This window comes from Akkermansiaceae bacterium (assembly GCA_017798145.1).
Lineage (GTDB): Bacteria > Verrucomicrobiota > Verrucomicrobiia > Verrucomicrobiales > Akkermansiaceae > Luteolibacter.
Genome location: CP059069.1, coordinates 1,292,184 through 1,309,006, shown reverse-complemented (window position 1 = coordinate 1,309,006; position 16,823 = coordinate 1,292,184). Strand labels below are relative to the sequence as shown.

Annotated in this window: 12 protein-coding genes; 10 read left to right on the top strand and 2 right to left on the bottom strand. The window is 61.8% G+C overall.

Going from position 1 to position 16,823, the window contains the following annotated elements; genetic code table 11:
* The first annotated feature begins 75 nt into the window (after nt 1–75).
* From HZ994_05575 to HZ994_05545, 7 genes are all read left to right on the top strand, one after another.
* Complete coding sequence (locus HZ994_05575) at nt 76–702, top strand: hypothetical protein (GenBank protein QTN31818.1); 627 nt, start codon at nt 76–78, stop codon at nt 700–702.
* 63 nt (nt 703–765) lie between these two features.
* Entirely contained in the window at nt 766–2,613 is a 1,848-nt protein-coding gene (gene pilM / locus HZ994_05570) for a type IV pilus assembly protein PilM (protein ID QTN31817.1), read from the top strand.
* A 27-nt stretch (nt 2,614–2,640) separates the two neighbouring features.
* Nucleotides 2,641–3,645 carry a hypothetical protein gene (locus HZ994_05565; protein QTN31816.1) on the top strand — a complete coding sequence of 335 codons (1,005 nt, stop codon included), beginning with the start codon at nt 2,641–2,643 and terminating at the stop codon, nt 3,643–3,645.
* A gap of 15 nt (nt 3,646–3,660) precedes the next feature.
* Nucleotides 3,661–4,719 (top strand): hypothetical protein, encoded by a 1,059-nt coding sequence (locus tag HZ994_05560; protein ID QTN31815.1) that lies wholly within the window; start codon nt 3,661–3,663, stop codon nt 4,717–4,719.
* 76 nt (nt 4,720–4,795) lie between these two features.
* Nucleotides 4,796–7,411: a type II and III secretion system protein gene (locus HZ994_05555; protein ID QTN31814.1), complete on the top strand. Its 2,616-nt coding sequence runs from the start codon at nt 4,796–4,798 to the stop codon at nt 7,409–7,411.
* Between the two features lie 86 nt (nt 7,412–7,497).
* A complete protein-coding gene (locus tag HZ994_05550) occupies nt 7,498–8,652 on the top strand; it encodes a phosphopentomutase (protein QTN31813.1) in 1,155 nt (384 codons plus the stop codon).
* Between the two features lie 111 nt (nt 8,653–8,763).
* Complete coding sequence (locus tag HZ994_05545) at nt 8,764–9,213, top strand: RNA-binding protein (GenBank protein QTN31812.1); 450 nt, start codon at nt 8,764–8,766, stop codon at nt 9,211–9,213.
* 58 nt (nt 9,214–9,271) lie between these two features.
* On the opposite strand, the gene alr is transcribed toward HZ994_05545, so the two are convergent.
* Nucleotides 9,272–10,507, bottom strand: a complete 1,236-nt coding sequence (alr, locus tag HZ994_05540) for an alanine racemase (GenBank protein ID QTN34325.1) — start codon at nt 10,505–10,507, stop codon at nt 9,272–9,274.
* Between the two features lie 25 nt (nt 10,508–10,532).
* On the opposite strand from alr, the gene HZ994_05535 reads away from it, so the two are divergent.
* Together HZ994_05535 and HZ994_05530 are read left to right on the top strand one after the other, a co-directional pair.
* Nucleotides 10,533–13,568, top strand: a complete 3,036-nt coding sequence (locus HZ994_05535; GenBank protein ID QTN31811.1) for a PD40 domain-containing protein — start codon at nt 10,533–10,535, stop codon at nt 13,566–13,568.
* 82 nt (nt 13,569–13,650) lie between these two features.
* Nucleotides 13,651–14,244 (top strand): sterol desaturase family protein, encoded by a 594-nt coding sequence (locus HZ994_05530; GenBank protein ID QTN31810.1) that lies wholly within the window; start codon nt 13,651–13,653, stop codon nt 14,242–14,244.
* Nucleotides 14,245–14,259: 15 nt separating this feature from the next.
* Here the strand turns inward: HZ994_05530 and HZ994_05525 are convergent, their stop codons facing one another.
* Complete coding sequence (locus HZ994_05525) at nt 14,260–14,772, bottom strand: PH domain-containing protein (GenBank protein ID QTN31809.1); 513 nt, start codon at nt 14,770–14,772, stop codon at nt 14,260–14,262.
* Between the two features lie 127 nt (nt 14,773–14,899).
* On the opposite strand from HZ994_05525, the gene HZ994_05520 reads away from it, so the two are divergent.
* Nucleotides 14,900–16,753 carry a type IIA DNA topoisomerase subunit B gene (locus tag HZ994_05520; GenBank protein ID QTN31808.1) on the top strand — a complete coding sequence of 618 codons (1,854 nt, stop codon included), beginning with the start codon at nt 14,900–14,902 and terminating at the stop codon, nt 16,751–16,753.
* The last annotated feature ends 70 nt before the right edge of the window (nt 16,754–16,823 follow it).

Genomic DNA, 16,823 nt, shown 5'->3' with positions numbered 1-16,823 from the left:
AAAGTTGGCCCGCCCATCCTTTTATCTGGCCAACCTGCCATCCTTATTCCTAGTTTCACGTGAAACCCGAAGCGCATGAAAAACAAAAGATTCACCTCCCTTGCCGCCGCCGCCTGCGCCCTTGCCGCAGTGATCTCAGCACCGCTTGCAGATGCCCAAACCTACAAGGTCGAGGGAAAGAAACCCGATTTCGACGATTTCCCCTCCCCTGATTTCAGCGGCGGGAAACAGAAATCCTTCAAGGCGAAGGACTGGCTGGAGATCGAGGCCTCGCTGAAAATCCAGATGTCTCCCGAGCCACCTTCCAAGACTGTCGATAGGATCCTGGTGAAATGGTACGTCGCGGTCGAGAACCCCGACAAGAAGGGCACCTACCTGCTCCTCACCAAGGACATCACCCACGTGAACGTGCCCCTCAACGAGGAGGTCTTCAGCTCCGTTTACCTCTCGCCCGCCTCCGTGCGCAGGCTCAGCGGGTCCGACCGCGCCGGCAAGAGCCTTGTCTATCTCGTCGGATACGAGGTGCTGGTCAACGGCGAGAAGGTCGCCCAGGAGACAAGCAAGGAAAAGGTGGGTTGGTGGAACAGCGCCTCGGACAAGATATCCCGCACGGAGAGCGTGCCACTGCTTGACAAGAGCGAGTCCGCATTCGCGCACATGTGGTGGGATCGCTATGCGGAGATCCTCAAGGAACGCCGCTGATACGCATAGATAGAAAACCACATCCCCGGAATTTCCCCAACGTTCACCGATCGCAAGCACACCATGGCCGATACCCAGACAACCGTCGCACTCAACCTAGGCTCACAGCGGATCAGCATGGCTGTGTTCGAGACATCCAAGAGCGGAGGGCTCATCCTGAAGGGATACGAGTCAGACACCATCATCGCGGACCCCGCATTCGAAGCCTCCCGGGAGGCGCAGATCCGGGTGGTCATCGACGACCTCATCGGGAAGCTCCAGGTGCCCAAGGCGAAAGTCCGCTACGCGGTGTCGGGCCAGGCCGTTTTCACGCGTTTCGTGAAACTTCCGCCGCTGCAGGATGACAACATCGAGCAGCTCGTGACCTTTGAGGCGCAGCAGCACGTCCCTTTCCCCATCAGCGAGGTCGTCTGGGACTACGAACTCATCCAGGGCGGGGAGGACAAGGAGGTCGTCATCGTCGCCATCAAGGGCGATGCCCTCGATGAGATCAACGAAACCGTCACCGGCGCGGGCCTGTCCACCGTCGAGGTCGATGTCGCGCCCATGGCGCTATACAACTCCTTCCGCGAAACCTACGGCACCCCCGACGAGCCTACGCTCATCATCGATGTCGGCGCGAAGACCAGCAACCTGCTCTACGTGGAGGGTCCGCGTTTCTTCACCCGCAGCGTGGCGATAGGCGGCGCATCCATCACCGCCGCCATCGCGAAGGAATACAACATATCCTTCCCGGACGCGGAGCACCAGAAGATCACCAACGGTCTCGTCGCCCTGGGCGGCGGCCACACCGAGACCATGGACGAGTCGCTCGCCGCGCTGGCCATGGTCATCCGCAACGCGCTGACCCGCCTGCCTGCGGAAATCGCTCGCACCACGAACTACTACCGCAGCCAGCACGCCGGAAGCGCACCCCGCAAGGTGCTGCTTGCGGGCGGCGGCGCGAACCTGCCTTACACGCTTGAGTTTTTCTCCGAAAAACTCGGCCTCCCCGTGGAGTTCTTCAATCCTCTCGGCAAGGTGGCCATCGCCAAGGGCGTCGATACGGACACTCTCCAAAGGGAGGCGCACACCATGGGCGAGCTCATCGGCCTCGGCCTGCGCGGCATCGGGAAATCGACGATCAACATCGACCTCGTGCCCTCCGCTGTGGAGGTTTCCCGCGCTGCGGATCGCCGCAAGCCCTTCCTGATCGCCGCGGCCGCGCTTTTCGTGGCAGGCTTCGCGGGCTGGGCGGTGTTCCAGAACATCGCCGCAAGCGCCGCCGAGGAAAAGGCGCGCATGATGCTCGATACACAGGAGAAACTTGCGCCAATCGAGTCCCAGATCCGCGGCCAGCTCAAGACCGAGGGAGAGCTTTCCCTCGTGGCGAAAGCCTACATCGGCATGGAATCCGACCATGCCTTCTGGTTCGAGCTCCTCGGCGAGCTGCGCGGCGCTTTCGCGAGCGATTCCGTCTGGCTCACGGAAATGTCGCCGCTCTATGATTACAATGCCATCCCGCCGACAGGGCCCAACGCGCCGAAGCCCACGGCACGCCCTATCGTGAAATCCGATTACGTGAGCTCCCAGAGCGGCGGCACCGCCATATCTGATCCGCCCGCCCCTGCCGAGGCGGCGAACCCGCGCCGCAACCAGCAGGCTGCCGCCCCAGGTGCCAATGCGATCCTCGTGAAGGGCTTCTGGAGGGAAAACGACCGCAGCCAGAACGTGGTCTCCGATCTCCTGAAAAAGCTCCGCGAGAACTCCACCACCTTCGCGTTTTCCGTGAAGAACCCGCAGGGCAAGATGACCCCCCTCAGCGATGAGCAGATCCTCAAGAGCATCAGCAGCGGTGCGAACAGCGAGGGCGACCTCGCCTTCCCCTTCGAGCTGATCCTTCCGCTTTCCCGCCAGGTCACTGTCCGCTGATCCCGGCAGCCCCCGATTTCCAACCCTATGAACTCCATCAAGAGCAACCCTTTCGTATCCGCCCTCGTTGCAATCACCGTAGTTCTCTGCGGCGCACTCTTCTACCTCGCTTCCAGCGGCGGCACCCGCTATGAGGAGGCGAAGGCGGCATTCGACGAATCGTATGCCAGCGTTTCCAATTCCGAGAGCATCGCCCTTTACCCAACCCTTGAGAACAGGAACGGAAAAGAGAAGGCGCTCAAGGAATACCGCCAGTCCATCGCCGAACTCAGCGGCCTGTTCGACAAGTTCCGCCCCGGCAAGCTTGAGAACACCAGCCCCCAGGTCTTCGGGGATCGCCTCAAGCAGGCGAACCGGGATATCACCAAGGCATTTGCGGCCGCAGGCTGCGAGCTTCCGGAGAAATTCTATCTCGGCTTCGAGACCTACAGCGGCGGCCTTGCCCGGGAGGAGGCGACCGGTGCGCTCGGCTTCCAGCTCGATGGCATCAGCCACGCGCTGCTCGGCCTTGCGGAAGCGGGCCCCAGCGAGCTGATCCGCATTCACCGCGTGACCTTGCCCGAGGAGAACGGCGGCAATTTCAACCCCGGCCCCAATGCCGTGGCCAGGAATTTCCCGGTGGAGATGACCTTCAAATCCTCCGAGTCCGCAGCCCGCGAGTTCCTCAGCTTCCTCGGTGCGACGGACAAGCACTACTACGTCGTCCGTTGCATCAAGATCGCCAACGAGCGGGATACGCCGCCCAAGGTGAGCGATGCGAAATTCGAGGACGATAGGCCTGCCGCCGCTGTCGCGCCGCAAGCTGCGGATCCCTTCGCTTTCTTTGCCCCGGATGAGTCTCCGGAAGACCCGGATGAACCCGCCCCTGCAGAGGGTGAGGAGCAGCCTGCCCCCGATGCGGAGGAGGCACCCGCCGAGGCCGTCGACAGCACACGCATCCTCGCACAGGTGCTGGGAAATGAGGAGGTCATCGTCTTCGTCCGCTTTGATGTTTCCATGTTCCTCCCGGCCAAGGAACTCCCCAAACCCTGAACCGCAAACCCCATCATGTCCTGGATTTCCAAAAATTACGAAAAGGCAGCCCTCGGCGGCGCCGCAGTTGTCGCCGCAGGCCTGGTGTTTGTCGGCTGGCAGAAATATGGATCGGTCGCTGAGGATTTCAGCGCCGAGGCCTCCGGCCCCGTTCCCGGCAAAAGCAATCCCGCCGTCAAGGAGGGCGATCTCGTGCCCACCGCCAAGGCATCCTTCAGCCTCAGCCGCTCCTGGCAGAAGGGCGATGACGCAGGCCGTCCCGTCGATCTTTTCACCGGGGTCGCCCTTTTCGTGAACAAGAACGACAAGACCAGGCCGCTCGATCTCATCGACGGCGAGATGGTTCACGACCCCATCCCGAACTCCTGGTGGATCGAACACCGCATCGACCCCGGCTTCGGGGACTCACCGCAGAGGGATGCGGATGAGGACGGCTTCTCCAACCTCGAGGAATACAACGCCAAGACGGATCCCAACGACAACAAGTCCTACCCGAGCTTGCTCACGAAACTTTCATTCGCCAGCGATGAATCCGTGCAATGGGTGCTTAGGCCCGGCTTCGAGTCGGATGGCAAGTTCACCTTCGAATACAGCGACGGCGCTGGCAGGAGGAACAACATCGGAGCGGGCAATCCGATTCCGAAGGGTCAGGTGTTCTTCGCCGATGGTGCCGCAAAAGGCCGTTTCAAGTATCTGGATTTCGAGAAACGCCGGGTGCTCAATGAGGCCATCAAGGCGGAGGTTGATGTAACATTCGTCATCATCGAGGATCAGAAGCCCAACAAGCTGGGTGATAAATACGAGATCCCGGCCATGTTCCGCAGGGGAGAGGCGGACAAGTTTTCCTACTACGACCGTACCGCCGTACTCACGCTTGCGGCGCTCGGCATGGCCGGCGAGGAGTTCCGGGTGGAGGAAAACACCGAATTCTCACTGCCGCCCGGCGGCGAGAAGAAGGATTTCAAGGTCACCCAGGTGACACCGGACCAGATCACCATTGAGGCGACCGGCCCGGACGGCCAGAAAAAGACCTACGAGTATGCCAAGGGCGATACCGGCCCGATCGCCGAATGAAGCCAACAATTACAGACTTTCGATAAAAAACGCTTTCCAAACCCCACGATTACAGCCAAAACCCTCAACGTTCCTTATGCAAAAAAAGCCTCTGTACCATTCCAACCGCAGCATAGCCACCCTGATGGCTCTTGCCTCGACCATGCCTTTCGCGATCTCATCCTCCCAGGCGGGTGAAGGTGCCCATTCCGGAGTGAGCGGCCTTGCCCAGCGCGAGATCATTCGCCGCCAGGAAGCCGTGGCTGAGTCCGACCGCCTTTTCATCCAGGGTCGCGAAGCCTACGCCAAGGCGGATTACCAGCAGTCGGTTGACAAGTTCAGCGCAGCGCTCAGCACCCTGCCAGATGCACCCACCCTTTCCGACCGTCGCGCCAGCTACACGGATCACCTCGCCAAGGCCAGCGTCGCCCTGGCACAGTCCTTCCGCAAGGTTGGCAAATACGACGAGGCGCGCGCCCTGCTCGACAAGGTTCTCTCGCCCGATGTCGATCCGGAGAATTTCGCGGCCAAGGCCGAGCTCGGTTACCTCGACGACCCGATCCGCACCAACCCAGCGCTCACCTACGAGCATACGCAGAATGTCGATGAGGTGCGCCGCACCCTCTACATGGCACAGGGCAACTTCGACCTCGGCAAATACGATGCCGCCAAGACGGATTACGAGGCCATCCTGCGCATCGATCCCTACAACACCGCCGCACGCCGCGGGATGGAGAAGGTTGCCGCCGCGAAAAGCGATTACTACCGCGCCGCCTACGATCAGACCCGCGCCGAACTGCTCATGCAGGTCGATCAGGCCTGGGAGCTCTCCGTTCCGGCCACCCTCCCCATCTTTACCGAACAGATCACCAACTCAGGCTCGTCCGACGGTGTTGCATACATCACCGAAAAGCTGCGCCGCATTGTGATCCCGAGGATCGACTTCGAGGACACCACCGTGGAGGAGGCGATCGACTTCCTCCGCCTCCGTGCCTCGGAACTCGATGTCCTGGAGCTCGATCCCGATAGGAAAGGCGTCAACTTCGTGATCCGCCGCCCCCGCAACACCGCTCTGGGCGGTGCTGACGCAGGGCTCGACGCGGCAGCAGGCGAAGGCTCGCTGCTCGGTGGCAACGATCCGGGCGCCCTCCGCATCAACGAGCTGCGCCTCCGCAACGTGCCGCTTGCCGTCGCCCTCAAATACATCTGCGATGCCACCAAGCTGCGCTACAAGGTGGATGACTTTGCGGTCACGCTGGTTCCACAGACCGAGATCGGCGAGGATTTCTTCACACGCACGTTCCGTGTCCCGCCGGACTTCGCAGCCAAGCTCGCAGCCGGCACACCGGGTGGCGCTGCGGCGGAAGCCGATCCGTTTGCGGAAGGTGCAGGAGCTTCGGGTGGCCTGCTCAGTGCCCGCCCGCCCATCATCGAGCTTCTACGCAACGCGGGCATCGTCTTTGCCGATGGCAGCTCGGCGACCTTGGGATCCTCCGGTTCCCTGCTGGTCACCAACACCCCGTCGGAACTCGATAAGATCGAACAGCTCATCGAACTCAACGACGACCAGCCCAAGCAGGTCAAGATCACCACGAAATTCGTTGAAATCACCCAGGAGAACAACGATGAGCTCGGATTCGACTGGATTGTCACGCCCTTCGGCCTCTCCAAGAGCCATCTCTTCGGAACCGGCGGAACGATAGGTAGCGGTGCTTCCCGCACCGGTGCCGATTTTGTCAGCCCCGTCAACGGAACCTCCATCCCCGGCATCCCTGCGGGAACGGATCTCGTCAGCAACATCGTGACCGGCGGTCTCCGCAGCGGTGATCAGGCGGTGAACCGCAACAGCATCGATGCAATCCTCAACAACCCGAGCCGCACTGCGCAGGCTGCCAACGTGGCGCCCGGCATCCTCGGCCTCACCGGCCTGTTCTCGGACGGCCAAGTGCAGATGATCATGCGCGGCCTTTCGCAGAAAAAGGGCATCGACCTGATGACAGCGCCTTCGATCACCGCCCGCTCCGGCCAGAAGGCGACCATCGAGGTCATCCGCGAATTCATCTACCCGACCGAATACGAACCCCCGGAGCTCCCGCAGCAGAACAACAACGGCGGCGGTTTCCTTGGCGGCGGCGGCGGCGGTGTTGGGATTGCCACACCGGCGACACCGACGGCGTTCGAGACGAAGAACACGGGTGTCACCCTTGAGATCGAGCCGACCATCGGTGAGAACGATTTCGTGATCGACCTGCGTTTCCTCCCCGAGATCGTCGAGTTCGAGGGCTTCATCAACTACGGCAGCCCCATCCAATCGCCATCCACGGACATCTTCGGAAACCCGGTCAACGCGATCATCACCGAAAACCGCATCGAGATGCCGGTCTTCTCCAAGCGGAGCGTCAACACCTCGCTCACCATCTATGACGGCTACACCGTCGCCGTGGGTGGCCTGATGCGCGAGGACGTGCAGAACGTGGAAGACAAAGTGCCTATCCTTGGAGATATCCCGCTGATCGGACGCCTTTTCCAATCCAAGGGCGAGAACCGGATCAAGAGCAACCTGATCATCTTTGTCACCGCACAAATCATCGATGCCACCGGGCGTCCGCTGCGTGGAGTTGATGCAGGGGCTCCTCCGGTGCCTGTCACGCCAAGCGGCGGCGGAGGTTTTGACGGGGTTCTCCCTGATCGTCCCCTCGATCTGCCCGAGTGATCGGGTTCGAATGATAACTCAACAGGGCGGGGGGCAACCTCCGCCCTTTTTCGTGGACGGAGCGTGGATTTCTGAAAGTTTGGGGCATGGGCAAACGGGCAATTCTGATCGTGCTGGATTCCGTCGGCTGCGGCGGCGCTCCGGATGCCGCTGCATACGGGGATGCGGGAGCGGATACCCTGGGGCACCTTTTTGAGGGGATTCCCGGCCTGAGGCTTCCCAATCTCGATTCGCTCGGCTTGGCCGGCCTGATGGGCAGGGAGCCATCCGGGCCGCTTAGGCAAGGCGCGTCGGCCTTCCGGTTGACGGAGGTTTCCGCTGGCAAGGACACCACAACGGGGCACTGGGAGTTGATGGGTTGTCTGCTGGAAGAGCCGTTCTACACCTGCGAATCGTTCCCGCAGGGTTTCGTGGACACCCTTGCGGCGGCATGCGGCACGGAGTTCATCGGCAACAAGGCGGCCTCCGGTACGCAGATCCTGGAGGAACTTGGCGGGGAGCATCTCCGTACGGGCTTCCCCATCCTCTACACCAGTGCGGACAGCGTTCTCCAGATCGCGGCGCATGAGGGGACGTTTGGCGAGGGCAGGCTGCAGGATGTTTGCCGCACGGCGCGACGGCTCCTTGACGAGCGGGGCATGAGGGTTGGCCGTGTGATCTCGCGGCCTTTCACGGGGGATGAAACCTCCGGCTTCCGGAGGACGGCCAACCGACACGACTATTCCCTGACACCCGGCGGAACCGTGCTCGACGATCTCGTGGCGAAGCACGTAGAGGTGATAGGTGTCGGCAAGATTTCCGACATCTTCGCCGGAAAAGCGATTTCCGTGTCCCATCCAACGGCGGGAAATGCGCACGGGATGGCGCTGGTGGGCTCGCTTTGCGAGGAGCGTGCGGATCAGGAAGAATTCATTTTTGCCAACCTCGTAGATTTCGATTCGCTCTACGGGCACCGCCGCGACCCATTGGGATATGCGAGGTGCCTCGTGGAGTTCGATGTTTGGCTTGGCGGGTTCCTGCAGGGATTGCATCCCGATGAGCTTCTCATGATCACGGCGGATCACGGCAACGACCCCTACCACCCGGGCACCGATCACACCCGCGAGCAGGTGCCCTGCCTTGTGGTTTCCGGGAATGGCTTCGATCCCGGTGAAATGCGTGTCTTCGCTGACGTGGGGGAGTGCGTTTTGCGGTTTTTCCAAAAAAAATCAAATCTTGCCAAAACCCGAGGATATGGGTAATCCGCAGGTGTCAATACGGGATACATCCGGAGTGACGCGCTTCGTCCGGTCTTTTACGCCATGGTCTCGGGAAGCTTTGATTGTGATGGCGTGACTCAAGAATAAGAAAAAATGGACATCTACGTGGGCAACCTGCCCTACACCGCTACCGAGGAAGACGTTACCGAACTCTTCGCATCCTATGGCCCTGTTGACCGGGTCAAGATCATCACCGACCGCGAGACCGGCCGGTCAAAGGGCTTCGCTTTCGTCACCCTCGGTGATCAGAGCCAGCTGAACACGGCCATCGAGGCTCTCGACGGCAAGGACTACCAGGGACGCGCGCTGCGCGTGAACGCCTCCGAGCCGAAGGAAGCCCGTCCGGGCGGATTTCGCAGTGGCGGCGGAGGCGGCGGTGGCTACGGCGGTGAACGCCGCGGCGGCGGCGGCGGCGGCTACAAGGGCGGCGGCGGTGGCGGCGGCTACGGCGGAGATCGCCGTGGTGGCGGTGGCGGCGGCTACAAGGGCGGCGGCGGCGGTGGCTACAAGGGTGGCGGCCGTGGCAACGACGACTGGGGTTGATCCCGGGTTAGCCTGAAAATTCACGGCATCCGCTCCCGATTGTGGGGCGGGTGCCTTTTCATTTTGCGGGGGCTGCGCCGAGATGGATGCGCTGGACCCGGGGTGTGATTCCGGTGAAGATGTCCCACACGATGGTGTCCGCCAGCGCGGCCACTTCGGCGGCGGGGATGTTCGGCCCGAAGAGTTCGGCTTCGTCGCCGTTGCGGACTTCGCTGTCATCCGGCAGGACTACGACGATCTGATCCATCGTGACCCTCCCTGCAATGGGATGGCGTTCGCCGCGGATGAAGACGCATGCCCCTTTTCCCGATACATGGCGCGGGTATCCATCGCCATACCCGATTCCGACTGTGGCGATACTGGTAGGACGGGTGGTGACGAAGCTGCGCCCGTAGGAAATGCCATGTCCTGCGGGGACGGTGCGGACGAGGGTGACGCGGGATTTCAGGGACATCACATTGCGGAGCTTTTCCTGGAGGGCGGGCAAGGGGGATACCCCGTAGAGCATGAGGCCGGGGCGTGCGAGGTTGCAGCAGCCCTGGGGATAGCCGAGGATTCCGCCGCTGTTGGAAAGATGCCGCCAGCGGAAGCGCTGCGCCCCGCCGAGCGTGCGCACCGTTTCCTCAAACGATGCGATCTGCCTGTTGGTGAATTCCTCGTCCTCGTCCGAGGAGGACAGGTGGGACGCAATGCCCTCGATCTCCAGGTTCGCCAGTTCCTCGAGCTGCGCAACTTTCCCGGCGATGCCCTCCGGCAGGAAACCGCCGCGCCCCATTCCCGTATCGACCGCGATGTGAACCGGAAGGGTCACGCCCCGGCGTGCTGCGATCGCATCGAAGGCGATGCCTTCCTCGACGGTGGAGATGCAGGGCGTGATGTTCCGTGCCACGATTTCCTCCCGCTCCTGCTCCCATGTCGCGCCCAGCAGGTAGATGCGGGTGGCGATGCCGGCTTCGCGTATCCTGCGCGCCTCACCGATGTTCGCCACCCCTAGGAACTCAACCCCGCCGTCCGCGAGCGCCCTGGAAATTTCCTCGAGGCCATGGCCGTATGCCCCGGCTTTCACGACGGCCATGATCGCGCAGCCGGATGCCTCGCGCGCGAAGGCGAGATTGGCAAGCAGGGCGGGGATTTGGATTTCCACCCATGCCCTGGGCGGGGAAACGGGGAGCTCGGGTTCGGTCACTTCCGTGAGGCTAGCTGCGCGGAGGATCTCCGCAAGGCCGCTGGAGAGGAAATGCGGCTGGAAGTTACCGCTTGCTCCCCGCCGTGATGGGGGCTTGCCTTTGGCCATGCGTCCCACCCTGCTGGTCTTAGCGATGGCTTTTCTCCTCACGGCATTCTCCGCCGGAAGGACTGCGGTGAATGCGATGGCGTGGCCCGCGCTCTCGCCGGACGGCGGGACGCTGGCCTTCGAGTGGCTGGATGATATCTGGCTCGCGCCATCGGCGGGCGGGGAAGCGGTGCGGCTGACGACGGATCCCGCCCGCGATTCCTATCCGAAGTTCACCCCGGACGGGAAACGTGTCGTTTTCACCTCCGAGCGCAGCGGCAGCCAGCAGATCCATTCCGTGAAAACGGATGGCAGCGATGCGCGCAGGCACAGCGCCAACACCGAGGGCTGCATGCTCAACGACATTTCGCCGGACGGCACCTTTGCAATCGCCCGGGGCGAGCGGGAAAGCTCCGGATACCGCCCGTTCCGGTTGCTGAGGATCAGTCTTCTGGAGCCGACCCGGGAGACCATGCTCTTCGATGCGACGGCGCATTCCGCCGCGGTTTCTGGGGATGGCATGCGCTATCTCTTCTGCCGGGGAGGGGAGCAGCCGTTCCGCTACGGCTACAGGGGTGCAAGGGCTTCGCAGATCCACCTCTTTGATGCGAAGGACGGTAGCTTCCGCGAGCTGGTGGCCGGGGATTGGGAAGCGCGCACGCCGCTGTGGCATCCGGATGGCAAGGGCTTTTACTATCTCTCCAACGAGACCGGGACATTCAACATACGCTTTTTCGAACCGGGCGGGGGAGCATCCAGGCAGATCACTTTTTTCAAGGAAGATTCCGTTGTGAACCCAGCGCTCTCCGCCGATGGGAAGACGATGGTTTTCCGCGCGGGTAAGGGCGTGTACCGGTTTTTCCCGGAATCCGGCAAGGCGCCGGAGGAGATCGACCTTTTTGCCACGGAGAAATTGCCATCCCGTTTCATCCGCAAGCTGAAAGTCAGCGGCACATCATCCACCGCCTTCGCGCGGGATGGGAAATCGGTCGTTTTCTCCTCGGCGGGCGATCTCTGGACGATGTCCGCCGGTGCGGAGCAGGCGGTGCGCCTCACCGAAACGGATGCCAGCGACGAGCGAGATCCGCTGCTTTCCCGGGATGGTTCCACGCTGTTTTTCCTGAGGGACGACGGTCTCCGCGCCGAGGTCTGCTCCGCCTCTCTTGCGATGGATGTGATCACGGTCTTGTCTTCCTCAGAGCGCTCAAAACGCAGCCTTAGGCTCAGTCCTGACGGCTCCATGCTCTCGTGGATCGAGGCAACGGGGGATCTTGTCACCTTGCCCGTTGCCGGTGGCGAGGAGAAGACCGTGATGCCATGCTGGGACTCGCCGACCTATGATTGGTCCCCGGACGGGAAATGGCTCGTCGTCGCGGCCAAGGACATTCACTCGAACCGCGATATCTGGATCGTGCCTGCGGACGGATCGGAACAAGCCCACAATCTGACAGCGCATCCCGCCTTTGATGGGTCGCCGAGATGGTCGCCGGACGGGAGCAGGATCGTGATTCTCTCGCGGCGCGATGCGGATGAAATGGCAAGGATGTGGGTTTTCGATGCCGCCGGAAAGCTGATCAAGGGCGAGGCGGATTTCGCCACGCTCGCGGATTCCCTGCGGCCCGTCGATACGGATGTCAGCGAGCCGACCCGTCTTGTCTGGGCGCCCGATTCCCGGTCTGTGCTTTTCCAGAGCCGGGACACCGCGGACAAGACGGTCTATGCCCAGCCCATCGGCGGCGGCGAGGTTAGGGAGTATGCGGATTTCCGGGGGATTCCGGCGGGCATTGCGGATAACGGGGCGATGTTCTGGCGACTGGATCGCGTGCCCACGGTTTGCTTCGGGCGCGTCAGGGAGGCGGAGTTCCGCTTCGGGTTATCCGTCAGCCAGGATCGCGGCGCACTCATGAGGCTGGGCTTTCGGCGCATTTGGAGGACGATTTCCGAGCGTTTCTACGATGAGGCGATGAACGGCAGGGACTGGCCCGCCATGCTGGCGAGGTATGAGGATGCCGCGGCCGCATCCCGGAATTCACGTCAGTTTGACCGCGTGGTTGGGGAACTGCTCGGGGAGCTCAACGCATCGCACCTCACTTTCCTCACCAAGCCGTGGGGTGTGAAATCGGTTCCGGAATCCCCGCGCAAGCCCACCGCCCATCCGGGCATCCTATTTTCCCAGAGCCTGGAGGGGCGGCTGGTGGTTGCCGGGACGGTGCCGGGCTCGCCGATTTCACGGCTGGACTATCCGCCGCGGGCGGGTGAGTCCATCCTCCGCATCGGCGGCAAGGCGGTGGATGCGCGCTCTCCTCTGGAGGGTTTCTTCAACGGGGCGGAAGGGGTGTCCCTGCCCATCGTCGTCGCGGATGAGGCGGGTGCGGAAAGGGCGATGGAACTGGTCCCCGTGAGCTACGGGGAAATCCGCAGCCTAGATCGTGCGGCCAAGATCTTGGCAGCGGAGGAGGCTGCGGGGAAGCAAGGCATCACCTACCTCCCTTTCCGCAGGATGAAATCCGAAGACCTGCGCGAGCTTGCGGTGGAGGTCTACAGGGCGTCCCTCGTTTCCGAAGGGCTGATCCTCGATCTGCGGGACAACGCGGGCGGGCGCGTGGCGGATGAGTTGCTGGGCATTTTCTGCCAGCCTGCGCACACCTTCACGGTGCCGCGCGGGGGCCCCCGCGGCTACCCGGTGGATCGTCGCATCAGCCCCTCTTGGGATGGCCCGATGGTGGTGCTTTGCAACGGCAACACTTTCTCGAATGCGGAAATTTTCTGCCATGCGTTCAAGCGCTTGGGGAGGGGAACCCTTGTCGGGCAGCCCACCAACGGAGGTGTCATCTCCGCCGTGCCGGTCAGCATCCCGGATATGGGCGAGTTGCAAGTGCCTTTCCGCGGCTGGTTTGATTCCAAAAGCGGCCGCGACCTGGAGCTCAACGGCGCCGTCCCCGATGTCCTTGTGCCGCTTGGGCCCGACGACCAGGCGGCGGGTAGGGACACCCAGCTTTCCGCCGCGATCAGCGTCCTTTCAAAAGACATCGCCGGGCGGCCCGCTCCGGTGGATGCGAAGATCAAGCGCAGCGGGGAATGACGAATCAGGCAAAAGCAATGCTTGTTTTCCTGCCAGTCCGCCTATACCCCCTCTTGCGCCCCTGTTGTGGGCCATCAATACAATGACCCAATTCATCATCTGGTGCCTTTCGGGCATCGCCGTCGGCATCGTCTTCGGCTCCTTTTTCGAATGGACCCTGCACAAGTATGTGATGCACAGGCCGGTCTGGAATTTCCGCTATGCCTTCCAGGCGCACGCCGTTGTCCATCACCAGGTCTTCAAGGCGGACGAGACCTATCACCTGATCAACGAGAAGGACAAGGAAACCATCCCGATGGCGTGGTGGAACGGTGCGGTGCTCGTCCTCATCGGTGCGATCCCGTTCGCGGCGATCTCGTGGCTCTTCAGCTCATGGAGCGTCGGATCATGGGGTTTTGTCGCTGGCGGTGCGATCGCGTTTTCCGCCTACTACGGCATCTACGAATACATCCACTGGTGCATGCATCTTCCCAAGGCGCGTCGCGTCGAGAAGCCCGAATGGTTCCGCAAGCTCAACGGCCATCACCTGTTGCACCACCGCTACATGCACAAGAACTTCAACGTCGTTTTGCCGCTCGCGGATTTCTGCCTTGGCACGCTTATCCTGCGCGCAAAGACGAACTTCATGCAGCCCCGCGGCCCATCCATACCGGACGTTCAGCCGAAGGTGGCCTGATACGGTCGCCCCGCCTCAGGCCGGCCCTGCGATATCCCCGAAGCCGTCCTCGCCGCCGGTTTCATCGAAATCCATTTCGCGGACGCGTTTCCTGTCTCGCATGGCCTCGACGAGCTTGCGAAGCTCCTCGCGGAGGCCGATGCAGTCGCGGATAGCCGGGATATCGAGCTTGGGCAGCGAGCGGTCGGAAGTTTCCAGGTGGACACTGCCGAGGCCGGTGAGTCTCATCCACCATTTCCGCTCTACCAGGATGTCCTTGACGCGGTAAAGCTCCACCTCATCGATGTGCTGGTTGAGTATCCCGGTGGTGATTCGCAGCCGCTCGGTTGTCACCTCGAAGACCTGGCAGCGGACGGTGAGGTAGCGCCACAGGGCGTAGGCAAAGGGGATGATGAGCGCGACGAAGGCCGGTGGGAAAAACACGCCGCCAACCGCGATGGCCGCCGTGATGAGGATCGCCGCGCCGAAGTGGCCGATGTTGAGCCATTGCGAGGGGCTGCCTTTCCAGAAAGTGTTTTCAGCTGACATGCCGCGAGATTGGAGGATTCCGGGCGGATGGCAATGCGGAACAATGGATGGTGAATCTTGCAGGCATGCCGACTCCTCTTCTCAACGCTTGCGCTGGTGCTCCGGGCATTTTAGAAACGCGTAACAAATGGCAGCGGGATACACGGAAGACGACATCAAGTCACTGGATTGGAGGGAGCACATCAGGCTGCGGCCGGGGATGTACATTGGGAAACTGGGTGACGGTTCCTCGGCGGACGATGGGATCTACATCCTGCTCAAGGAGGCGGTGGACAACTCGATCGACGAGCACATCATGGGGCACGGGAAAGAGATCCGGATCGACATCGACGACGAGAGCCGGGTGGAGGTGCGTGATTTCGGGCGGGGGATCCCGCTGGGGAAACTCTTCGATTGCGCGGCGCAGATCAACACGGGCGCGAAGTATGACAGCGAGGCGTTCAAGAAATCCGTGGGCTTGAACGGGGTGGGGATCAAGGCGGTGAATGCGCTCTCGGAATTCTTCGAGATCCAGGCATGGCGCGGCGGGGAGACCAAGGCGCTGGAGTTCTCCAAGGGCGAGCTTGCGGTGGACATGAAGAACCCGCGCAAGGACGACGGGCTCAACGGGACGAGGCTGGCCTTCGACATCGACAGGACGATATTTCCCGCGAAGACGAAGTTCCGCGATCCGCACGTGGAGAAGATGTGCCGGTATTATTCGTATCTCAACCCGGCGCTGACCGTTGTTTTCAACGGCAAGAAATTCCGCTCGAAGGACGGGCTTCTGGATCTGCTGAGGGAGGAGATGGAGACCGAGGCGCTGTATCCGCCCATCCATTTGGTGGGGGATGATATCGAGATCGCCTTCACGCATTGTGCCGAGAGCAGCGAGGATTACTACACATTTGTCAACGGCCAGAACACCTCGCAGGGAGGGACGCACCTGGCCGCCTTCCGCGAGGCCCTGGTGCAGGTGATCCGCGGTTTCTACAAGAAGCAGTATGATCCATCGGACATCCGCGCCGGGATCGAGGCGGCGATCTGCGTGCGCATCATCGAGCCGGTGTTCGAGAGCCAGACGAAGACCAAGCTGGGTTCGGCGGTGATTGCGCCGGAGGGTGAGTCGCTGCGGACGTTCATCGGGAATTTCCTGAAATCATCGCTGGATAACTATCTCCACAAGCACCCGCAGGTGGCGGAGGCGATCCAGAAGCGGATCATGGCCGCGGAGCGCGAGCGGAAGGATCTGAAAGGCATCCAGAAGATCGCGAGGGAGCGTGCGCGGCAGGCGAAGGTGCACAACAAGAAGCTGCGGGATTGCCGGGTGAGGTTCGACTCGAAGCACAAGCGGCGCGAGGAAAGCACATTGTTCATCACCGAGGGGGACTCGGCCTCGGGATCGATCACCAAGAGCCGGGATGTGGAGACGCAGGCGGTGTTCTCGTTGCGCGGCAAGCCGCTGAACACCTATTCGCTGCCGAGGAAAATCGTCTATGAGAACGAGGAGTTCGCCCTGCTTCAGGCGGCGCTCAACATCGAGGACGGGATCGAATCGCTGCGCTACAACAGGGTGGTGATCGCCACGGATGCGGATGTGGACGGGATGCACATCCGTCTGCTGTTGCTCACGTTTTTCCTGCAGTTTTTCCCCGAGATGATCCGCGACGGGCACCTTTATATTTTGCAGACGCCGCTGTTCCGGGTGCGGAACAAGAAGGAGACGATCTATTGCTACAGCGAGGAAGAGCGTGTGAATGCGATTTCAAAACTGGGCAAGAACGCGGAGATCACGCGCTTCAAGGGCTTGGGTGAGATCTCGCCGGACGAGTTCAAGTTCATGATCGGGCCGGACATGCGGCTGGATCCGGTGGAGTATGAGGAGGGTAAGGGCGTGAAAGAGCTGCTGGCCTTCTACATGGGGAAAAACACGCCCAGCAGGCAGGATTACATCATCGAGAACCTGCGCGAGGATGTGGACCGGCAGGTGGCGGTGGCTTGAGACGATGCGTGGATGGGCGGATCGACCCGCGCACCGGTGATCCTGGATTGCGCAGTGCAACTCATCTGCG